The following is a 15,317-nucleotide window of genomic DNA, read 5'->3' on the forward strand; positions in this document are numbered from 1 at the left end:
AACCCGGAGAGAGGAAGCCATGGCTGAGATCGTGCTCGACGGGGTGGGCAAGAAGTACCCCGACGGCGCCGTCGCCGTCTCCGACGTTCACCTGCAGATCGCGGACGGGGAATTTATCATTCTCGTCGGCCCCTCGGGGTGCGGGAAGTCGACGACGCTGAACATGATCGCCGGCCTGGAGGACATCACTTCCGGCGAGCTGCGCATCGGCGGCGAGCGGGTCAACGAGAAGGGCCCGCGCGAGCGTGACATCGCGATGGTGTTCCAGTCCTACGCGCTGTACCCGCACATGACCGTTCGTCAGAACATGGCGTTTCCGTTGAAGATCGCGAAGGTCGACAAGGCCACGATCAACGCGAAGGTGGCCGAGGCCGCCGAGATCCTCGACCTGACCTCGCACCTCGACCGCCGCCCCGGCAACCTCTCCGGCGGTCAGCGGCAGCGGGTGGCGATGGGCCGCGCAATCGTCCGCAACCCGAAGGCGTTCCTGCTCGACGAACCGCTGTCGAACCTCGACGCCAAGCTCCGCGTCCAGATGCGCACCGAGGTCGCGCGACTGCAGCAGCGCCTGGGCACGACGACCGTGTACGTCACCCACGACCAGACCGAGGCGATGACGCTCGGCGACCGCGTCGTCGTGATGCGGGCCGGGGTCGTCCAGCAGGTCGGCCCGCCGCAGCACCTCTACGACCACCCGGACAACCTCTTCGTCGCCGGGTTCATCGGCTCGCCGGCGATGAACTTCATCCCGGCCGCCGTGGAGGACGGCACGCTGCGCACCCCGCTCGGTGACTTCGCCCTGCCCGCCCGGATCCGCGCCGCGCTCGACCGCGCCCCGGAGTCGCCGCGGGAGATCATCCTCGGCATCCGCCCCGAACACTTCGAGGACGTCGAGCTCGTCGACCCGCTCCAGCGGCACGACGGCGTCACGTACACCGGGGCCGTCGACGTCGTGGAGTCGACGGGCTCGGACAAGTACGCCTACTTCTCCCTCGCCGGCGTCCGCGCCATGACGAAGGAGCTGGAGGAGCTCGCGGCCGACAGCGGCGCCGCCGAGGTCGCCGGCGCCGCGGACCGGCTGACGGCCCGCCTGTCCGCCGCCTCGAAGGTGACCAAGGGCGGGAACACCACCGTCTGGTTCGACCTCGCCCGGGCGCACGTGTTCGATCCCGGGACCGGGCGTAACCTCACCACTAATCTGACGGAGTGACGCGCGCCCGCTCCCTCGTCCTGCTTCCCGCCCTGCTTTCCGCCGTCCTGCTGCTCGGTGCCTGCTCCGACGACGGCGACGACGCCGCGCCGACCCCGGCGCCGACCGCGACGACCTCGGCCACGCCGAGCGCCTCGGCGAAGCCGTGCGTCGCGTTCGCCGGACCCCCGGACGGCTCGGCGCGCCGGCCGTACCTCAAGCGCGCACTGGCGATCGAGTGCCGCGAGGACGTGAAGCGGTTGCAGGCCGCCCTCGGGATCGAGGTCAACGGCTTCTTCGACTTCGAGACCGCTGCCGCCGTGATCGAGCGGCAGAAGCCGTTCCCGTGCATCACCGCCAACGACGGGCAGGTCGGCGAGCAGACCTGGGCGTTGATCGTCGACGGCACGCAGCCGTGCCCGGCGCGCACCGGCGGGCCGACGTCGGCGACCGTGCCCGCGTGGGCGACCTGCACGTCCGGAACCGTCGCGTGGGGACTGCTCGGGGAGGACGGGACCGTGCTGCGGCGCTGCGGATCGAGACTGGAGCTCGTGCACGACGGCACCACGTCGACCGGCCCGGTGCAGGAGATCGGGTCCTCGGTCTGCGCGGAGTTCGACGAGAGCTTCGGCGCCGCGACCGGGACGCGCACGCTGCTGTGCGTCTCGGATCCCCGGACCGAGGACATCCTTCAGGCGAACCCCACGACCGATGATGCCGAAGCGGTCTGGTTCGACGACGTCGTCGCCCGCTACGTCCGGCCCTGAAGCTTTCTGATGTCACGTCAGGTCTGATGGTCGAGCCAGGCCAGGACCGCGAGAACGCGGCGGTGGTCCTCGGCCGAGTCCGCGAGGCCGAGCTTGGCGATGATGCTGCTGACGTGGGTCTCCACCGTCCGGTCGGTGAGCCAGAGCCGGCCGGCAATGCCCTTGTTGGTCCGGCCCTCCGCCATCAGGGCGAGCACCTCCCGCTCGCGCGGGGTGAGCGCGGCGAGGGGGTCGTCGCGACGGGCCGGACGGAGCAGGTGGGCCACGACCTCGGGGTCGAGCGCCGACCCGCCCGCGGCCACGCGGCGCAGCGCCTCGAGGAAGTCCTCGACGTCGAACACGCGGTCCTTGAGCAGGTATCCGAAGTAGCCGCCGGCGGCGAGCTCGACCGAGTGGCGCGTCTCCAGGTGTTGGGACAGCAGGACGATGCCGAGGGTCTCGTGCGTGGCGCGCAGGGTCCGCGCGGCGCGCGCCCCGTCGTCGGTGCGGTCCGGGGGCATCCGGATGTCGACGATGGCGAGGTCCGGCTCCATCTCCTCGACGGTGGCGAGCAGCGCGGTGGCGTCGGCCGCCTTGCCGACGACCTCGTGCCCGGCGTCGACGAGCAGACTCGCGAGCCCCTCCCGGAACAGCGCCGAGTCCTCCCCGATCACGATGCGCACGGCAGCACCGCCTCGATGACCGTGCCGCGGCCGACCAGACTCTCGACCGTGAGCGTGCCCCCGAGCGCCGCGACCCGGTCGGCCAGCGGCGAGCGGCCGGAGAGGACCGCGCCGCCGCGACCGTCGTCGGTGATCCGGATCGACACGCACTCCGCGGTGCGCGTGACCCGCAGGCCGATCCGGTCCGCACCCGCGTGCTTGACCACGTTCGCGATCGCCTCGCTCACCAGGTAGTAGGCCGTCGTCGCGATCTCGTCGGGCAGGCGGTCGGCGTCGAACTCGAGCTCGACGGTGACCGGGACGCGGCGGATCAGGTCGGCGAGCGCGGCGTCGAGCCCGTCGTCGAGACGGCCGGGGCGCAGGCCGTAGGCGATCGCGCGCAGCTCGGCGAGCGCGGTGCCGAGTTCGGCGACGGCCGCGTCGAGCAGGCCGTCGACGTCGACGGTGCCGTCCCCGAGGTGACGCTGCGCCAGCCGCAGACTCATGCCGAGCGACGCCAACCGCTGCTGGGCGCCGTCATGCAGGTCGCGTTCGAGCCGGCGCCGCTCCTCGAACCCGGCGACCAGCAGCCGCGCCCGGCTCGACTCCGCCTCGCGCAGGGCCTGCGCCACCTCCAGTCGCAGCCGCACCACCTCGACGAGCGTGGCGGCGCCGGCCGCCACCTGACGCAGCAACTCGGGACGACCGGTTCCCACGAGGACGCCGATCTCCCGGCCGTCGAGCTCGACCCGCACCCCGCCGGTCGCGGCCACCGGCTCTCCCGCCGCGTCGACGTAGCCGGCGGCGCCGGGGACTCGGTAGCCGACGCGCAGGGTGGGGTCGCGAAGCGCATCGCGCAGCACCGCTTCGAGCGCCTCGGGGGAGGCGGTGCCGGCGCCGGCGTCCCGCGCGAGCGCCGCCACGGCGGTGAGGGCGGAGCGCCGCCGCGGGTACAGCCGGGCGTCGACCGCGCGCTGCAGCCGGGTCCGCAGCGGGGTGAGGGCCACCGCGCACAGGGCGGCCGCGGCCGCGGCGGCACCGGCGGAGCCTCGGCCGAGCACCAGCCCGCCGACGAAGGCTCCCCCGGCGAAGATCCCGATCAGACTGGCCGTCACCAACGCGTAGGTGACGGCGCCGGCGAGCACCTTGTCGACGTCGTAGAGGTCGTGCCGCAGCATCGCGATCGCGGTGGTCACCGGGATCCCGACCAGCCCGGCGAGGGCGACACCGCTGCTGAACCACAGCGGCCGGCCCCAGAGCGCGATCTCCAGCAGGCAGAGCGCGGGATAGAGCGGGACGGCGAGGCCGGCGAGCGCGAGCCACCGGAGGCGCGCCCGGGTCACGTCGTCGCCGTGGCGGTACCGGCCGACCAGCGAGACCGCGCAGGCGAGCGCGAGCACGAGCTGGGTTCCAAAGAAGACGAAGCCGACGGCGGTCAGCCACTCGGGCAGCGGGTCCCAGGGCCGTTCGACGTCCGACATCGGCGGCCGGAACTTCGACGCCTCGAAGGCCACGAACGTCTCGTCGACGATCGCGCACAGGACGAGTACCGCCGGCACCGCGCGCCACCGCGGACCGGGCACCCGGCCGTCGGGGAAGTGGAGCAGCAGCAGGGCGACCGCGACGAGGACCCAGATCGCACTCTGGTCCAGCACCGCGGCGAGCTCGGCGTAGTCGGTCTTGGACTCCGGCCACCGGTGAGCCAGGGCCTGCCAGAACGTCTCCTTGAGCACGACCAGCGCGACGGTGAGGCCGAGGAACGCCAGCAGCAGACCGACCCGCGCCACCTCGCGGCGCCGCGCGACGACGACGCCGAGCACCGCCGCCGGCGGCACGAGAACCGCGCCGAAACCCAGGGCGACCCACGCGTCGGCGTTCCCCGCCGCCGCGGCCAGCGCGGTGGCGGCGAGCATCGCCACCCCGCAGAGCAGAGCCAGCACGGCCGCCATGCCGGAACTGTAGAGCCGCGCGAGCCGCGGTGGCTCCGTGCAGATACGGAGATCGCACAGGCGCCCGCCCGGATCCCCCGGACGCCGCGCGTCCCTAGCGTCGAGGCCGACGCACCGTCAGACGCACCCCGACAGCCCCACACCGACACCGTCGCTCCGCAGGAGGTCCGTGCCATGTCCACCGCTTCCCCGACCGTGCCGGCCCCGGCTCCGGTCCCCGCCCCGCCGGACCCGGTCCGTTCCCGGGTCGTCGCCGCCGTGCTCGCGCTCGGCGTGCTGACCTCCGCGACGATCGTGCTCTGGCAGCCGTGGGGCGAGCGCGACGACCTGTCCTACGAGACGCTCGCCGACCACCGGACCGGGGCGTGGCTCGGCGCGATCCTCGACGGCGTCGGCATGGCGGCCGTCGCGCTCGGCCTGGGCCTGGCGACCTGCCTCCTGGTCCGCGGCCGCGGCCGGACAACCGCGACGGTGGGTGCGGTGCTCGCCGGGCTCGGCGCCATCCTCTTCGCCGGCGGCTCGACCGCCTTCGGGGTGCTCGCCTGGTACGCCACCGAGCCCGACGCGCTGGCGGCGGACCAGGGCGACGCGTTACTGACCTACGTCGACGACAACCTGGCGCAGTTGATCGTGGTCTCCGGCGCGGGCTTCGCGCTCGTGACCCTCGGCTCGCTGACACTGATGTTCGCGCTGTGGCGTGCCCGGGCTGTCCCGACCTGGCTGCCGATCGTGTTCGCGGTGCTCACCGTCGGCCTGTTCGCCACGACCGGCACGGTGATGAACGTCGTGCAGGCCGCGCAGACCCTGTGCCTCGCGGGCGTGGCCGCGGTGCTCAGTCAGGTCACACGGTCGCCGGGGCGCGGCTGAGGATCTCGACCGTCCCCTTGTTGCCGTCGACGCGGATCCGGTCGCCGGAGCGGAGGACCGCGGTCCCGTTGTCGGTGCCGATGACGCAGGGGATGCCGCACTCGCGCGCAACGACCGCGGCGTGGCTGAGCGGCCCGCCGATGTCGACGACCAGCGCCTCGGCGAGGAAGAGCACCGCGGCCCAACTCGGGTCGGTGGTCGGGGCGACGATGATGTCGCCGGGTTCGACGTCGACCTCGGTCGGGTCGAAGACCACGCGTGCCGTGCCTTCGACGACGCCGCCGCTGGCCCCGATGCCCGTGACCGCCACCCCGGTGGGGGCGGCCGGCGCGGGGCCGGTGGCCTCCGCGGCGGGCTCGCTGATCGGGATGCGCGTCGGCGTCCCGTCCCACGTGCGCGGGATGTCGGTGCGCAGCAGGTCCTCGCGGATCGCCTTGCGCTCGGCGGCGAGTTCCTTCGCGTTCGCGGGCAGGCCGGCGAGAAGCTCGTCGGCGGTGAAGTAGAAGACGTCGTCGACCTCGTTCAGCACGCCCTGCTCGACGAGCAGCGTGCCCATCCGCCGGGCAGCGGCGCGGCAGACGTCGAGGCAGCGGATCAGCGCCTCCTTCGCGACGCCGCGGAGCGGGATGCGCGCGACGGCGAGCTTGAGAATTTGCTTGGCCATCGGCCGCTTCCAGGCCGGCAGCTTCGCGAGCAGCGCCTTCTCGGCGGCCTCGCGCTCCCGCGTGCGCTTCTCGGCCATCAGGTGCGGGTGCTCGCTGTCGGGCCGCGCGGAGTACTGCTTGGCCAGACGCAGGACCGGCTCGGGGTCCTCGCGCCACATCTTGGAGATGAGCTGGCCCTCGCCGAGCCCGTGGTAGCCGTGCTTGTCGAGGAAGGCCTCGAGCGTCATCTTGTCGCGGCCGAGGTCCCAGAGGTCGGCGATGATCTCGGTCTCGGCGTGCGAGCCCTGACCCGCCATCAGCGCGTTGGCCTGCTCCTCACTGATGCCTGACTTCGCGATCAGGGCGAGCAGCTGGTCGTAGATCGACTGCACGCCGACGAACACGGCGCGCGCCTGGACCTTCGTCATCTCGATCTGCTTCTTGCGCGCGTCGTCGATGGCGCGCTTGGTGGCCTCCAGGTCACGGGAGTCCATCGCGCGGATGTGCTCCTGCCACCAGGCCTGCGTGTGCGCGGTGTCGCGCAGCGCCTCCTTGCGGATCCCCGCGAAGGCCTTCGGCATCTTCACGGCGACGGCCGGCAGGCGCTTGCGCGTGTGGGGGATCGAGATCCCCGCCGGGACCTCGCCCAGCAACTGTTTGGCGATGGCGTCGGCACTCGTGCCCGGCAGCCGGTCGCCCATCTCGCAGAGGAAGTTCACGCTCAGCGCCCCACGGCCGTGGAAGACCGTGACCGCGCTCGAGTCCGCCTCGCCGGTGAACACGACGCGCTCGGGCTCGAGGGCGCCGGTGCGCCGGAACGCGTCCTTCATGCCGACGTCGATGGCCGGGCCCCACACCGACCAGCCGAAGGGCGTGACCACGCCCGGCATGGCCTCACCGACGTTCGCCGTGCTCCAGTACTGCCCGGGCGCGGACTCGGTGTGGTACAGGCTTCGTGCGTCCCTGGTCATGGGGCTCCCTCGCCGGGCGATGTCTTTACGGAAGCGGATCCGACCCATATTCTGCGACGCGGAGTCGCAATATTACAAGGGCGCCGCCAGTTGAGAGCCGCGCTGTCGACATCCCATCGACATCCCAACGTCGCGAGGTCGAAGTGAACATTCGCAATCAGTTGATCTGTGCCTGGAGCATCCCGCTGTTCATGGTGATGCTCGGCGTCGGCTTCGGCGGGCTCGCGGGCTTCATCCCGCCGACCCCGCCGAGCGACAACGCGCAAGAGGTCGCGGACTTCTACCGCGACCACACGCAGCTGATCCGGACCGGTGTCGTGCTCACCATGCTCGGCGGCGCCCTGCTGGTGCCGTGGGTGTCGGTGCTCGCGCACCAGCTGTCCCGGGTCGAGGGCCGGCCGGCCGTCTTCGCGCGGACGCAGATGCTCGCCGGCGCGATGATCGCGCTCATCATCGTCATCCCGTGCATGCTCTGGTCCGCCGCGGCCTACCGCGCCGAGCGCGATCCCGAGCTCGTGCTGCTGCTGTCCGACGTCGGCTGGTTCTTCTTCATCCTGGCGCTCTCGTGCCCGGTCGTGCAGATGTCGGCGATCGCGCTGGCGATCCTCCTGTCGCCGGAGAACCCCGTCTTCCCCCGCTGGGTCGGCTACGCCAATGCCTGGTTCGCGATCCTGCTGATGCCCGGCGCCCTCTGCACCTACTTCAAGGACGGCGTCTTCGCCTGGAACGGCCTCCTCGGCTGGTGGCTGACGATCCTGACGTTCTTCGCCTTCTGGACCGTCAACGGGATCATGCTCTTCAAGGCGATCCGCCAGGAGCAGGCCACCACCGCTCAGACCGACTCCGCCCCCGCGGCCGCCGCTTCCCCCGCCACCGCCTGAGTCGACGCCGAACCCCTCTTAACCCCTCTTACGTCAGCGGAAGCGGTCGCTATAGCGACCGCTTCCGCTGACGTAAGGGCACTTTGCGGCCGCGCGGTCACGGACTGGAAATCCCCCACTTCCGTGGAGGCATGAGCTATGAGGAGTAGCCATGTCAGAGACGAGAAGGAAGTTCGACGCCGAGTTCCGTGAGGGGGCGGTGCGGCTGGTCCGGGAGAACCCGGGCAAGTCCATCGCGGCGATCGCGCGGGACTTGGGCATCAACGAGGGCACGCTGGGGAACTGGGTCGCCCGGGACCGGGCCAGCGAGGGCGGGAACGGGCAGCTCACGGCCGATGACCTGGCCGAGCTCAAGCGGCTGCGCGCGGAGGTCGCCGAGCTGCGGATGGAACGTGATGTCCTCAAGCGCTCCGTGGTCCTGTGGGTGAAGGAGGCGACGAAGTGAGCGTGGCGGGCTTCATCGCCGACCAGAGGACCTCCTATCGGGTGCCCCACGCGGTCTGCTGCGCCATCCTCGGGGTGAGCGTGTCGTGGTTCTACAAGTGGCTGGCGCGGGTCGGGAACCCGGCCCCGACGGTGCGGGCCCAGCGCCGGGCCCTGCTCGATGCTGAGGTGCGGCGGTGCTTCGAGGCCTCGGGGGGCATTTACGGATCGCCGCGGATCCATCTGGATCTGGTTGAGGCCGGCTGGCAGGTCAGCGTGAACACCGTCGCGGACTCGATGCGCCGCCAGTACCTGTTCGGGCGCAAACCCAAGCGGTATAAGGGATTGACGCGCCAGGACAAGGCCGCGCCGAAGTTCCCGGACCTGCTGGGCCGTGACTTCAGCGCAGCGGCGCCGAACCGCAAGTGGTGCGGGGACATGACCGAGGTCCCGACCGGGGAGGGCAAGCTCTACCTGGCGACCGTGATCGACCTGTACTCGCGGCGGCTGCTGGCCGCGGCGATGAGCGAGCACCCGGACGCGGTGCTGGCTGCGGATGCGATCAAGATCGCCGCTGCTGTGCGCGGTGGCCGGTCGGTGATCGAGGGTGTCATCTTCCACACCGACCGCGGCTCGACCTACACCGCCAAGGACTTCCGGCGCCTGTGCGCCGAGCAGCTCGGGATCCGCCAGTCGATGGGCAGGGTCGGGTCGTGTTTCGACAACGCAGCCGCGGAATCGTTCTTCTCCACCCTTGAACACGAGGTCCTGTCCCGGCACACGTTCGCGACAAAGGCCGAAGCCCGCGCGGTCATCGGACCTTGGTGCTACGAGTTCTACAACCATCGCCGCCGGCACACCACCGCGGCTGGACTGCCACCGGTCCGATACGAAATGATGCTCACTGACGCACCATCAGCTGCATAACGGAACCCTCCACGAAATGAGGGGATTCTCAGACCCCGCGCGTTCAGCGCAGGACTAGGGCACGTCTCCTAACCCGGTGACCCAGACGACGATCGCGCGGAGGACGGCACCGCCGCGGTAGGTCAGGGCGAGCTTGTCGTAGCGGGTGGCCAATCCACGCCACTGCTTGAAGACGTTGAACCCGCGCTCGATGGTGTTGCGCTTCTTGTAGTCCTCGGTGTCGAAGGCCGGTGGCCGTCCGCCGCGTTGGCCGCGTCGTCTTCTGTTGCGGGCCTGGTCATCCGGTTCAGCGATGACCGCGCGGATTCCCCGCCGGCGCAACAGGGCGCGGTGTCCCCGCGCGGAATACGCCGTGTCTGCGCGCAGCCGATCCGGGCGGGTACGCGGGCGACCGCGCCCGATCCGCGGTACCCGTAGCTGTTCCAGCAGGATCGGCAGCATCGGGCTGTCCCCGGCCTGACCTGGGCCGATGAGGACCACCAGCGGGCGGCAGCGGCCGTCGGCGAGCTGGTGAATCTTCGTGCCCAGCCCACCACGCGAGCGACCGAGCGCGTGATCGTCAGGCTCGTCGAACAGATTCTTGTAATTCGACAGATCCCCCCGTGCCCCGGGCAAGGTTGGTGCCGTGCTGGTGCGCCCGGTTGACCGTGGAGTCCACCGAAACCGCCCAGTCGATCTCTCCGGCCGCGTCAGCCTCAGCCAACAGCAGCCTGAGCACCTGGTCCCACGTGCCGTCCGCGCTGAAGCGCCGGTGCCGCTTCCACACCGTCTGCCACGGCCCGAAGCACGCGGGCAGATCCCGCCACGGAATCCCTGCCCGGTAACGGAAAACGATCCCCTCGACCACCTGACGATGATCCCGATACGGCCGTCCACCCGCCGGTCCCGCCTCGGGCATCAACGGCTCGATCCGAGCCCACTGCTCATCGGTGAACACCGCAGTCCGCGTCATGACTCAACGCTGCACCGATAACCCCAGATCAGTTGGGAGACACGCCCTAGCCGACGCCGACGTACTGCTCGAAGAGGGTGGCCTCGTCGACCTGGTCGGGGCTGCCGGAGAACACGATCTCGCCGCGGTTGAGGAGATACACCTGGTCCGCGAGGGCGAGGGCGCGGTTGACGTACTGCTCGACGAGGACGAGGGCGGCACCGCCGTCGCGGAGCTTCGCGAGGAACTCGAAAATCTCGTCGACGACCTTGGGGGCGAGGCCGAGGCTCACCTCGTCCAGCAGGACGACGCGCGGGTTCTGAATGTAGGCGCGGGCGAGGGCGAGCATCTGCTGCTCGCCACCGCTCATCGTCCCGGCGAGCTGCGGGAGCCGCTCACCGAGGCGCGGGAACGCCGACACGGCGCGCTCGATCGACTCGTCCTGCTGCCCGGGGGCCGACTGGAGGGAGAGATTCTCACGCACCGTCAAGGAGGGGAACACACCCCGGCCCTCGGGGATGTGGCACAGGCCGCGCTTGACGCGCTCGTGCGGGGAGTGGCGGGTGATGTCCGCGCCGCCCAGGCTGAGGTGCCCCGTCCGCGGCCGGATCAGGCCGGCGGCCACGCGCATCAGCGTGGTCTTGCCGGCGCCGTTGGGACCGAGCAGGGCGGCCACCGCCCCGTCGGGGACCTCCAAGGAGACCCCGCGCAGGACGGTGGACTCGCCGTAGCCGGCAGTGACGTCGTCGACCCGGAACATCCTCAGCCCACCGCTCTCGGTTCTGAGGCGTGTGCCTCGGCCTCTTCCTCGACGCTCTCGTCACCGAGGTAGGCGGCGCGCACGAGCTCGCTGGTGCGCACCTCCTCGGCAGTGCCCTCGAAGATCGGCTTGCCGAAGTCGAGGACGTGGATGTAACCGCAGATCTTCATCACCAGCGACATGTCGTGCTCGACGAGCAGGATCCCGATGTCGCGGGCGTCGATGAGCCCCTGCAGGATCTCGCCGAACCGCGCCGTCTCGACGCGGTCCAGGCCGCTGCTCGGTTCGTCGAGCAGCAGCACGCGGAACCCACCGGCGATCACGCGGGCCAGCTCCACGAGCCGCCGTTGACCGGTGGACAGCGCTGCGGCCTGACGGGTCGCCAGTTGCGTGATCCCGCACAGTTCCAGCGCGCGCTCGGTGTCCTCGCTGACGCGCGCACGGTTGCCGCGCGCCGGGACGAGGTGCCGCCACGGCTTGGATCCCGCCATGGCGGCCTCGCGCCCGAGGGCGACGTTCGCCCGCACGGTGAGGCTGTCGAACAACTCCATCCGCTGGAACGTCCGGCCCAGCCCGCGCTGCGCGCGGGCCTGCGGGCTGGTGTGCGTGACGTCGTCGCCGAACAGCTTCACCGTGCCGGTCGTCGGGCGGAGCAGGCCCGTGACCGCGTTGAACGTCGTGGTCTTGCCCGCCCCGTTGGGCCCGATCAGTCCTGTGATCCGACCCAACGGTGCGGCCAGCGACAGGGTGTCGAGGGCGAGGTGGCCTCCGTACCGGACGGAGACCCCCTCGACCTCGAGCCCGGTGGCCGATGTCTTCGACGGTGCTGAAGACGGAGAGCCCGTCACTGTTATCCCTTCACCGGCTCATGGGAGAAGCAGAGCTTCTGGGCGCCCAGCGGTGCGCGGTACGCCTTGTCGATGACCGCGACCGCGTAGTAGCAGGGCTGCGTCTGCGGCTTCTGACCCGGCTTGAACGTCACGCCCGGCCCCAGGCCTCCGAGCGTCTCGTTCTTGAGGCTGTAGAGGCCTTCGTAGATCAGCGGCGTGGTGATCGACCCGGCGCGGGCCTTCGAGGACACCTTGCTCATCGCCGCTTCGAGCAGCTTGCCGGAGGCCCAGCCCGAGAGTGCCGACTGGTCCGGGGTGAAGTCCGGCATGAACGTCTTCAGCGCGGTCTTGAAGGCGTCGATCGCCGGCACGCCGGTCGCGGCGAGCGGGGCGTTCGGCGACCCCGAGTAGACCTTGATGGCCGAGATGTGCGGGTCGGTCAGGGCCGCCGCGGTGAAGCTGAACGACGCCCCCACGATCGGAATCTTGAGTCCGATGCTGGCGCAGGAGCGCGCCAGGCGGAGTTCGGAGGCGGAGTCGACGAACGCCGTGATGAACTGCGCCTTCCTGTCCTTGGCCAGCTGGCAGCCCGCGTTGAAACTCGGCTGGGTCAGCGAGACGGGCTGAACGCCCACGACCTCGACCTTGGCCACGTCGGCCATGCCGCCCTTGGTCTGGGCGGACTTGGCGCTCGTCGTGCAGATGTTCGCCTCGACGCAGTGCATGATGAAGGTCTTCGTCATGCCCTCGACCCGTCGGATCGCGTCCATTGGTCCCGCGAACGCGGACAGCGTGCCGCCGCCCTGCGGGAACACGTACGGGCTCTCGTTCCAGATCGGGTCGACCAGGTCGCCACCGATCTGCGGGAACTTGTGCTTCTCCAGGGTCGGAACCATCGCCGCGAACGAGATCGGCATGGCCGAGCCGACGATCGCCTGGACCTTCTTGTTGACGATCAGGTCCTCGGTGACGGACGCCGTGCGCTGCGGGTCGTTCTGGTCGTCGACCGCGATCAGCTGAACCGGGTGACATTCCAGCCCACCACGCGCGTTGACCGCGCTGGCCCACAGGGCGAGACCTTCCTTGTGCCGACCGGTCGTCTGGCCCACGAGTCCGCTGAAGGTGCCGACCTGACCGATCTTCACCGGGTCCAGCTGCTTGGTGCAGGGGACGACGGCCGGAGCCTTCGCGCCACCGTCGGCGTTGCCGCCCTTGGTGCCCTTGGTCTCGGTGTCCTTGCCACCCTTGCCGCCGGCGGCGGGCTTGGCGGCGTCCCCGGTGCCCGGGGCTGCACTCGCGCCCGGAGCAGCGTCGTTCGTCCCCGGCGCGGCCGCCGGGTCCGCGGGCGCAGCCGGGTCGGCGGGAGCCGCCGGGTCCGCGGCGGTGTCGGTGGTCGCGTCCTGGACCGCGGCATCGGCGCCGGCCGCCGCCTGGTCAGCGTCACTGTCGCTGCCGCCGCACGCGGTGGCACTCAGCGCAACGACGAGGCCGAGACACACCGCTGAGGTGAGGCGGTGTCTCCTCCCGCGTGGCTGGAACATAGTCAGACTCCTTCGTCGGTTTCATACCGGGACGGCGCGTACGCACCAGCCGGAGCAGGGGACGCCGGCGGGTCACCGGCATCGGGGGGCACCGCTCGCGCGGGAGCGCTGTCGGCGCGGGCGTGCTGCGGGCTCGCCGCGGGGTGCCGGCGGGCCCAGGCCTCACGGACCTGACGCTGCAGGGCGCCCTGGGAGTTCGCGGCGAGCAGGATCGCCGCGAGGCCGAAGAGCACGTAGCTCCACAGCGTCGTCTTCTCGCCGCTGATGTAGGCGGGAAGGATGTGGAACAGCGCCGCGGCCACGATCGCGGAGGAGACGGTTCGTCGACCGCTGATGGCCAGGAAGGCCAGGATCACCAGCGAGTCCTGGGTCGAGAACGTGTCCTGGCTGACGCGCGAGAACAGGCCGGCCGTGGTCGCTCCGCTGATCCCGGCCAGGAAGGCCGAGATGCAGAACACGATGACGCGGCTGATCTTGACGTTCGCGCCGAGCGTGGTGAGCGCGACGGGCGAGTCCGCCATGCCGCGCAGCAGCCGGCCCATGCGGGTCTGCTCGATGGTGACGACGATCCCGATCGCGACCAACGCGATGCCGAGCAGCAGGTAGTAGTACTTGTCGTCGTCGATGAAGCCTTCGGGACGCCGGGTCGGCACGCCGGAGCCGAACATGTAGTCGCGGCTGTAGGCGTACTGCGCGAGCAGGATGCCGAACCCGAGCGTCGCGAGCGCGAGGTAGAGACCCGACAGCCGGATCGCCGGGATCGCGATCACCGCGCCGATCGGCACGGCGAGCAGACCACCGATGAGCATCGCGCCCATCCACGGGACGCCCTTGTCGAGCATGTGCGCGAACCCGGCGGCACCTACGGCGGCGAACCCGATGTGGCACAGCGAGATCTGACCCGACGTCCGCACCAGCAGCGACAGGCTCAGGAACAGGACGACCGAGGAGATCGCGGCGTTGTAGTAGCTGATCTTCGTGTCGGCGAACTGCGGCACGAGCAGCGCGACGACGAACAGGCCGACCCAGCCGGCCGCGCGGGCCGGCGGCGGGATTCGGCTCGGCGGCACGGCGCGGGTCTTGATCTCGCGCCCGACCTCGACCAGCCAGCCGCGGCGGGCGAAGACGAGGATGCCGAAGAGGACGATGAACGGCATGTTGAAGTCGATGCCCGACAGGTTCGGGTGCGGCGCGAAGATCTTCGACGTGACGCCCTGCAGCACCCCGACGACGAGGCCGCCGACGAAGCTCCACGGCAGGCTGGTGAACCGGCCGATCGCGGCAGCGCCGAAGGCCTGAATGACGATCACCGACAGGATGAACACGTCGAGCTGCAGCTGGATCGAGGCGAGGAGCACGCCGGCGGTGGCCGCGAAGCAGGAGCCGATCACCCAGGCGGAGAGCCGGATCCGGAACGGGTTGAGGCCGGTCTGGTCCAGCAGCTCCTGGTCGTCGACCACGGCGCGCATCGCGGTGCCGAGCCGGGTCCGCTTGAAGAACACGTACAGCGACGCCGCGGACGCGACGCCGAGCGCGAGGACGATCAGGCTGTCGTAGGTCACCGGAACGCCGGTCAGCGTGAACGCCTCGTCGGTCGGCAGGAACGACTCCACCGACAGGCCCGTGTACCCGTAGCGCAGGATCAGCAGCGACTGGATCGCGACCAGCAATCCGATGGTCGCGGTGACCTTCTGCGCGGTGGGGACCTCACGGAGCGCAGCGGACATCCGCTCCAGCAGGAATCCGAGACCGAGCCCGAAGAGCAGCAGGACGAGCAGGGCGGCCACCGGCCAGGAGAGCCCGGCGTCGTCGCGCAGTTCGTAGAACGCGTAGGCACCGGCCGCCGAGATCGCGCCCTGGGCGATGTTGAACAGCCCCGAGGTCTTGTACGTGAGCACCAGGCCCATCGCGGCGAGTCCGTACACCGATCCCAGGGAGATCCCGAAGATCAGGTACGGCACATAGTCGCTCATCGACGAACCTCCACCCCTTCTGC

General features: G+C 70.7%; 14 protein-coding genes. 6 read left to right on the forward strand and 8 right to left on the reverse strand.

What is annotated here, in order from left to right:
- The first annotated feature begins 19 nt into the window (after window positions 1-19).
- Window positions 20-1,210 (forward strand): ABC transporter ATP-binding protein, encoded by a 1,191-nt coding sequence (locus SPOPO_RS0107990; RefSeq protein ID WP_019874268.1) that lies wholly within the window; start codon window positions 20-22, stop codon window positions 1,208-1,210.
- A complete protein-coding gene (locus SPOPO_RS0107995; protein WP_019874269.1) occupies window positions 1,207-1,956 on the forward strand; it encodes a peptidoglycan-binding domain-containing protein in 750 nt (249 codons plus the stop codon). Before SPOPO_RS0107990 ends, SPOPO_RS0107995 begins: the two co-directional genes overlap by 4 nt.
- 17 nt (window positions 1,957-1,973) lie before the next feature.
- Here the strand turns inward: SPOPO_RS0107995 and SPOPO_RS0108000 are convergent, their stop codons facing one another.
- Together SPOPO_RS0108000 and SPOPO_RS0108005 are read right to left on the reverse strand one after the other, a co-directional pair.
- Complete coding sequence (locus SPOPO_RS0108000; RefSeq protein WP_019874270.1) at window positions 1,974-2,618, reverse strand: response regulator; 645 nt, start codon at window positions 2,616-2,618, stop codon at window positions 1,974-1,976.
- Window positions 2,606-4,546: a sensor histidine kinase gene (locus SPOPO_RS0108005; RefSeq protein WP_019874271.1), complete on the reverse strand. Its 1,941-nt coding sequence runs from the start codon at window positions 4,544-4,546 to the stop codon at window positions 2,606-2,608. Before SPOPO_RS0108005 ends, SPOPO_RS0108000 begins: the two co-directional genes overlap by 13 nt.
- A 174-nt stretch (window positions 4,547-4,720) precedes the next feature.
- On the opposite strand from SPOPO_RS0108005, the gene SPOPO_RS0108010 reads away from it, so the two are divergent.
- Window positions 4,721-5,413, forward strand: coding sequence for a hypothetical protein (locus tag SPOPO_RS0108010; protein WP_019874272.1), 693 nt, complete (start codon window positions 4,721-4,723; stop codon window positions 5,411-5,413).
- Here SPOPO_RS0108010 and SPOPO_RS0108015 read toward each other — a convergent pair.
- On the reverse strand, window positions 5,388-7,028 hold the full coding sequence (locus tag SPOPO_RS0108015; RefSeq protein ID WP_019874273.1) for a PEP-utilizing enzyme: 1,641 nt from the start codon (window positions 7,026-7,028) through the stop codon (window positions 5,388-5,390). The two genes, SPOPO_RS0108010 and SPOPO_RS0108015, sit on opposite strands and share 26 nt — an antisense overlap.
- Before the next feature lie 143 nt (window positions 7,029-7,171).
- On the opposite strand from SPOPO_RS0108015, the gene SPOPO_RS0108020 reads away from it, so the two are divergent.
- The 3 genes from SPOPO_RS0108020 (at window position 7,172) to SPOPO_RS0108030 (ending at window position 9,259) form a co-directional block, all read left to right on the forward strand.
- Window positions 7,172-7,909 (forward strand): hypothetical protein, encoded by a 738-nt coding sequence (locus SPOPO_RS0108020; protein WP_019874274.1) that lies wholly within the window; start codon window positions 7,172-7,174, stop codon window positions 7,907-7,909.
- A gap of 151 nt (window positions 7,910-8,060) precedes the next feature.
- Window positions 8,061-8,354 carry a transposase gene (locus SPOPO_RS0108025; protein ID WP_019874071.1) on the forward strand — a complete coding sequence of 98 codons (294 nt, stop codon included), beginning with the start codon at window positions 8,061-8,063 and terminating at the stop codon, window positions 8,352-8,354.
- Window positions 8,351-9,259 (forward strand): IS3 family transposase, encoded by a 909-nt coding sequence (locus SPOPO_RS0108030; protein ID WP_019874070.1) that lies wholly within the window; start codon window positions 8,351-8,353, stop codon window positions 9,257-9,259. The genes SPOPO_RS0108025 and SPOPO_RS0108030 overlap by 4 nt, the downstream gene beginning before the upstream one ends.
- Before the next feature lie 54 nt (window positions 9,260-9,313).
- Here SPOPO_RS0108030 and SPOPO_RS33630 read toward each other — a convergent pair.
- The 5 genes from SPOPO_RS33630 to SPOPO_RS28395 form a co-directional block, all read right to left on the reverse strand.
- A protein-coding gene (locus SPOPO_RS33630) for an IS5 family transposase (RefSeq protein ID WP_342672895.1) occupies window positions 9,314-10,211 on the reverse strand; the annotation gives its coding sequence in 2 pieces (ribosomal slippage) (window positions 9,314-9,850 and window positions 9,852-10,211; 897 coding nt in all).
- A 46-nt stretch (window positions 10,212-10,257) separates the two neighbouring features.
- The gene (locus SPOPO_RS0108040; RefSeq protein ID WP_019874276.1) at window positions 10,258-10,950 is read right to left on the reverse strand and encodes an ABC transporter ATP-binding protein; all 693 of its coding nucleotides are present in this window, start codon (window positions 10,948-10,950) and stop codon (window positions 10,258-10,260) included.
- Between the two features lie 2 nt (window positions 10,951-10,952).
- Window positions 10,953-11,798, reverse strand: a complete 846-nt coding sequence (locus SPOPO_RS0108045) for an ABC transporter ATP-binding protein (protein ID WP_028984605.1) — start codon at window positions 11,796-11,798, stop codon at window positions 10,953-10,955.
- A gap of 2 nt (window positions 11,799-11,800) precedes the next feature.
- A complete protein-coding gene (locus SPOPO_RS0108050) occupies window positions 11,801-13,321 on the reverse strand; it encodes an ABC transporter substrate-binding protein (protein WP_156869690.1) in 1,521 nt (506 codons plus the stop codon).
- A gap of 2 nt (window positions 13,322-13,323) precedes the next feature.
- A complete protein-coding gene (locus tag SPOPO_RS28395) occupies window positions 13,324-15,294 on the reverse strand; it encodes a branched-chain amino acid ABC transporter permease (RefSeq protein WP_084670933.1) in 1,971 nt (656 codons plus the stop codon).
- Window positions 15,295-15,317: the final 23 nt, after the last annotated feature.

It is taken from the genome of Sporichthya polymorpha DSM 43042, from assembly GCF_000384115.1.
GTDB lineage: Bacteria > Actinomycetota > Actinomycetes > Sporichthyales > Sporichthyaceae > Sporichthya > Sporichthya polymorpha.

Excerpts from the sequence above, each read along its gene's own strand:
- SPOPO_RS28395 (WP_084670933.1), bottom strand. The coding sequence starts at position 15,294 with ATGAGCGACTATGTGCCGTACCTGATCTTCGGGATCTCCCTGGGATCG.
- SPOPO_RS0108025 (WP_019874071.1), top strand. The coding sequence starts at position 8,061 with ATGTCAGAGACGAGAAGGAAGTTCGACGCCGAGTTCCGTGAGGGGGCG.
- SPOPO_RS0107990 (WP_019874268.1), top strand. The coding sequence starts at position 20 with ATGGCTGAGATCGTGCTCGACGGGGTGGGCAAGAAGTACCCCGACGGC.
- SPOPO_RS0108015 (WP_019874273.1), bottom strand. The coding sequence starts at position 7,028 with ATGACCAGGGACGCACGAAGCCTGTACCACACCGAGTCCGCGCCCGGG.
- SPOPO_RS0108005 (WP_019874271.1), bottom strand. The coding sequence starts at position 4,546 with ATGGCGGCCGTGCTGGCTCTGCTCTGCGGGGTGGCGATGCTCGCCGCC.
- SPOPO_RS0108050 (WP_156869690.1), bottom strand. The coding sequence starts at position 13,321 with ATGTTCCAGCCACGCGGGAGGAGACACCGCCTCACCTCAGCGGTGTGT.
- SPOPO_RS0108040 (WP_019874276.1), bottom strand. The coding sequence starts at position 10,950 with ATGTTCCGGGTCGACGACGTCACTGCCGGCTACGGCGAGTCCACCGTC.
- SPOPO_RS0108010 (WP_019874272.1), top strand. The coding sequence starts at position 4,721 with ATGTCCACCGCTTCCCCGACCGTGCCGGCCCCGGCTCCGGTCCCCGCC.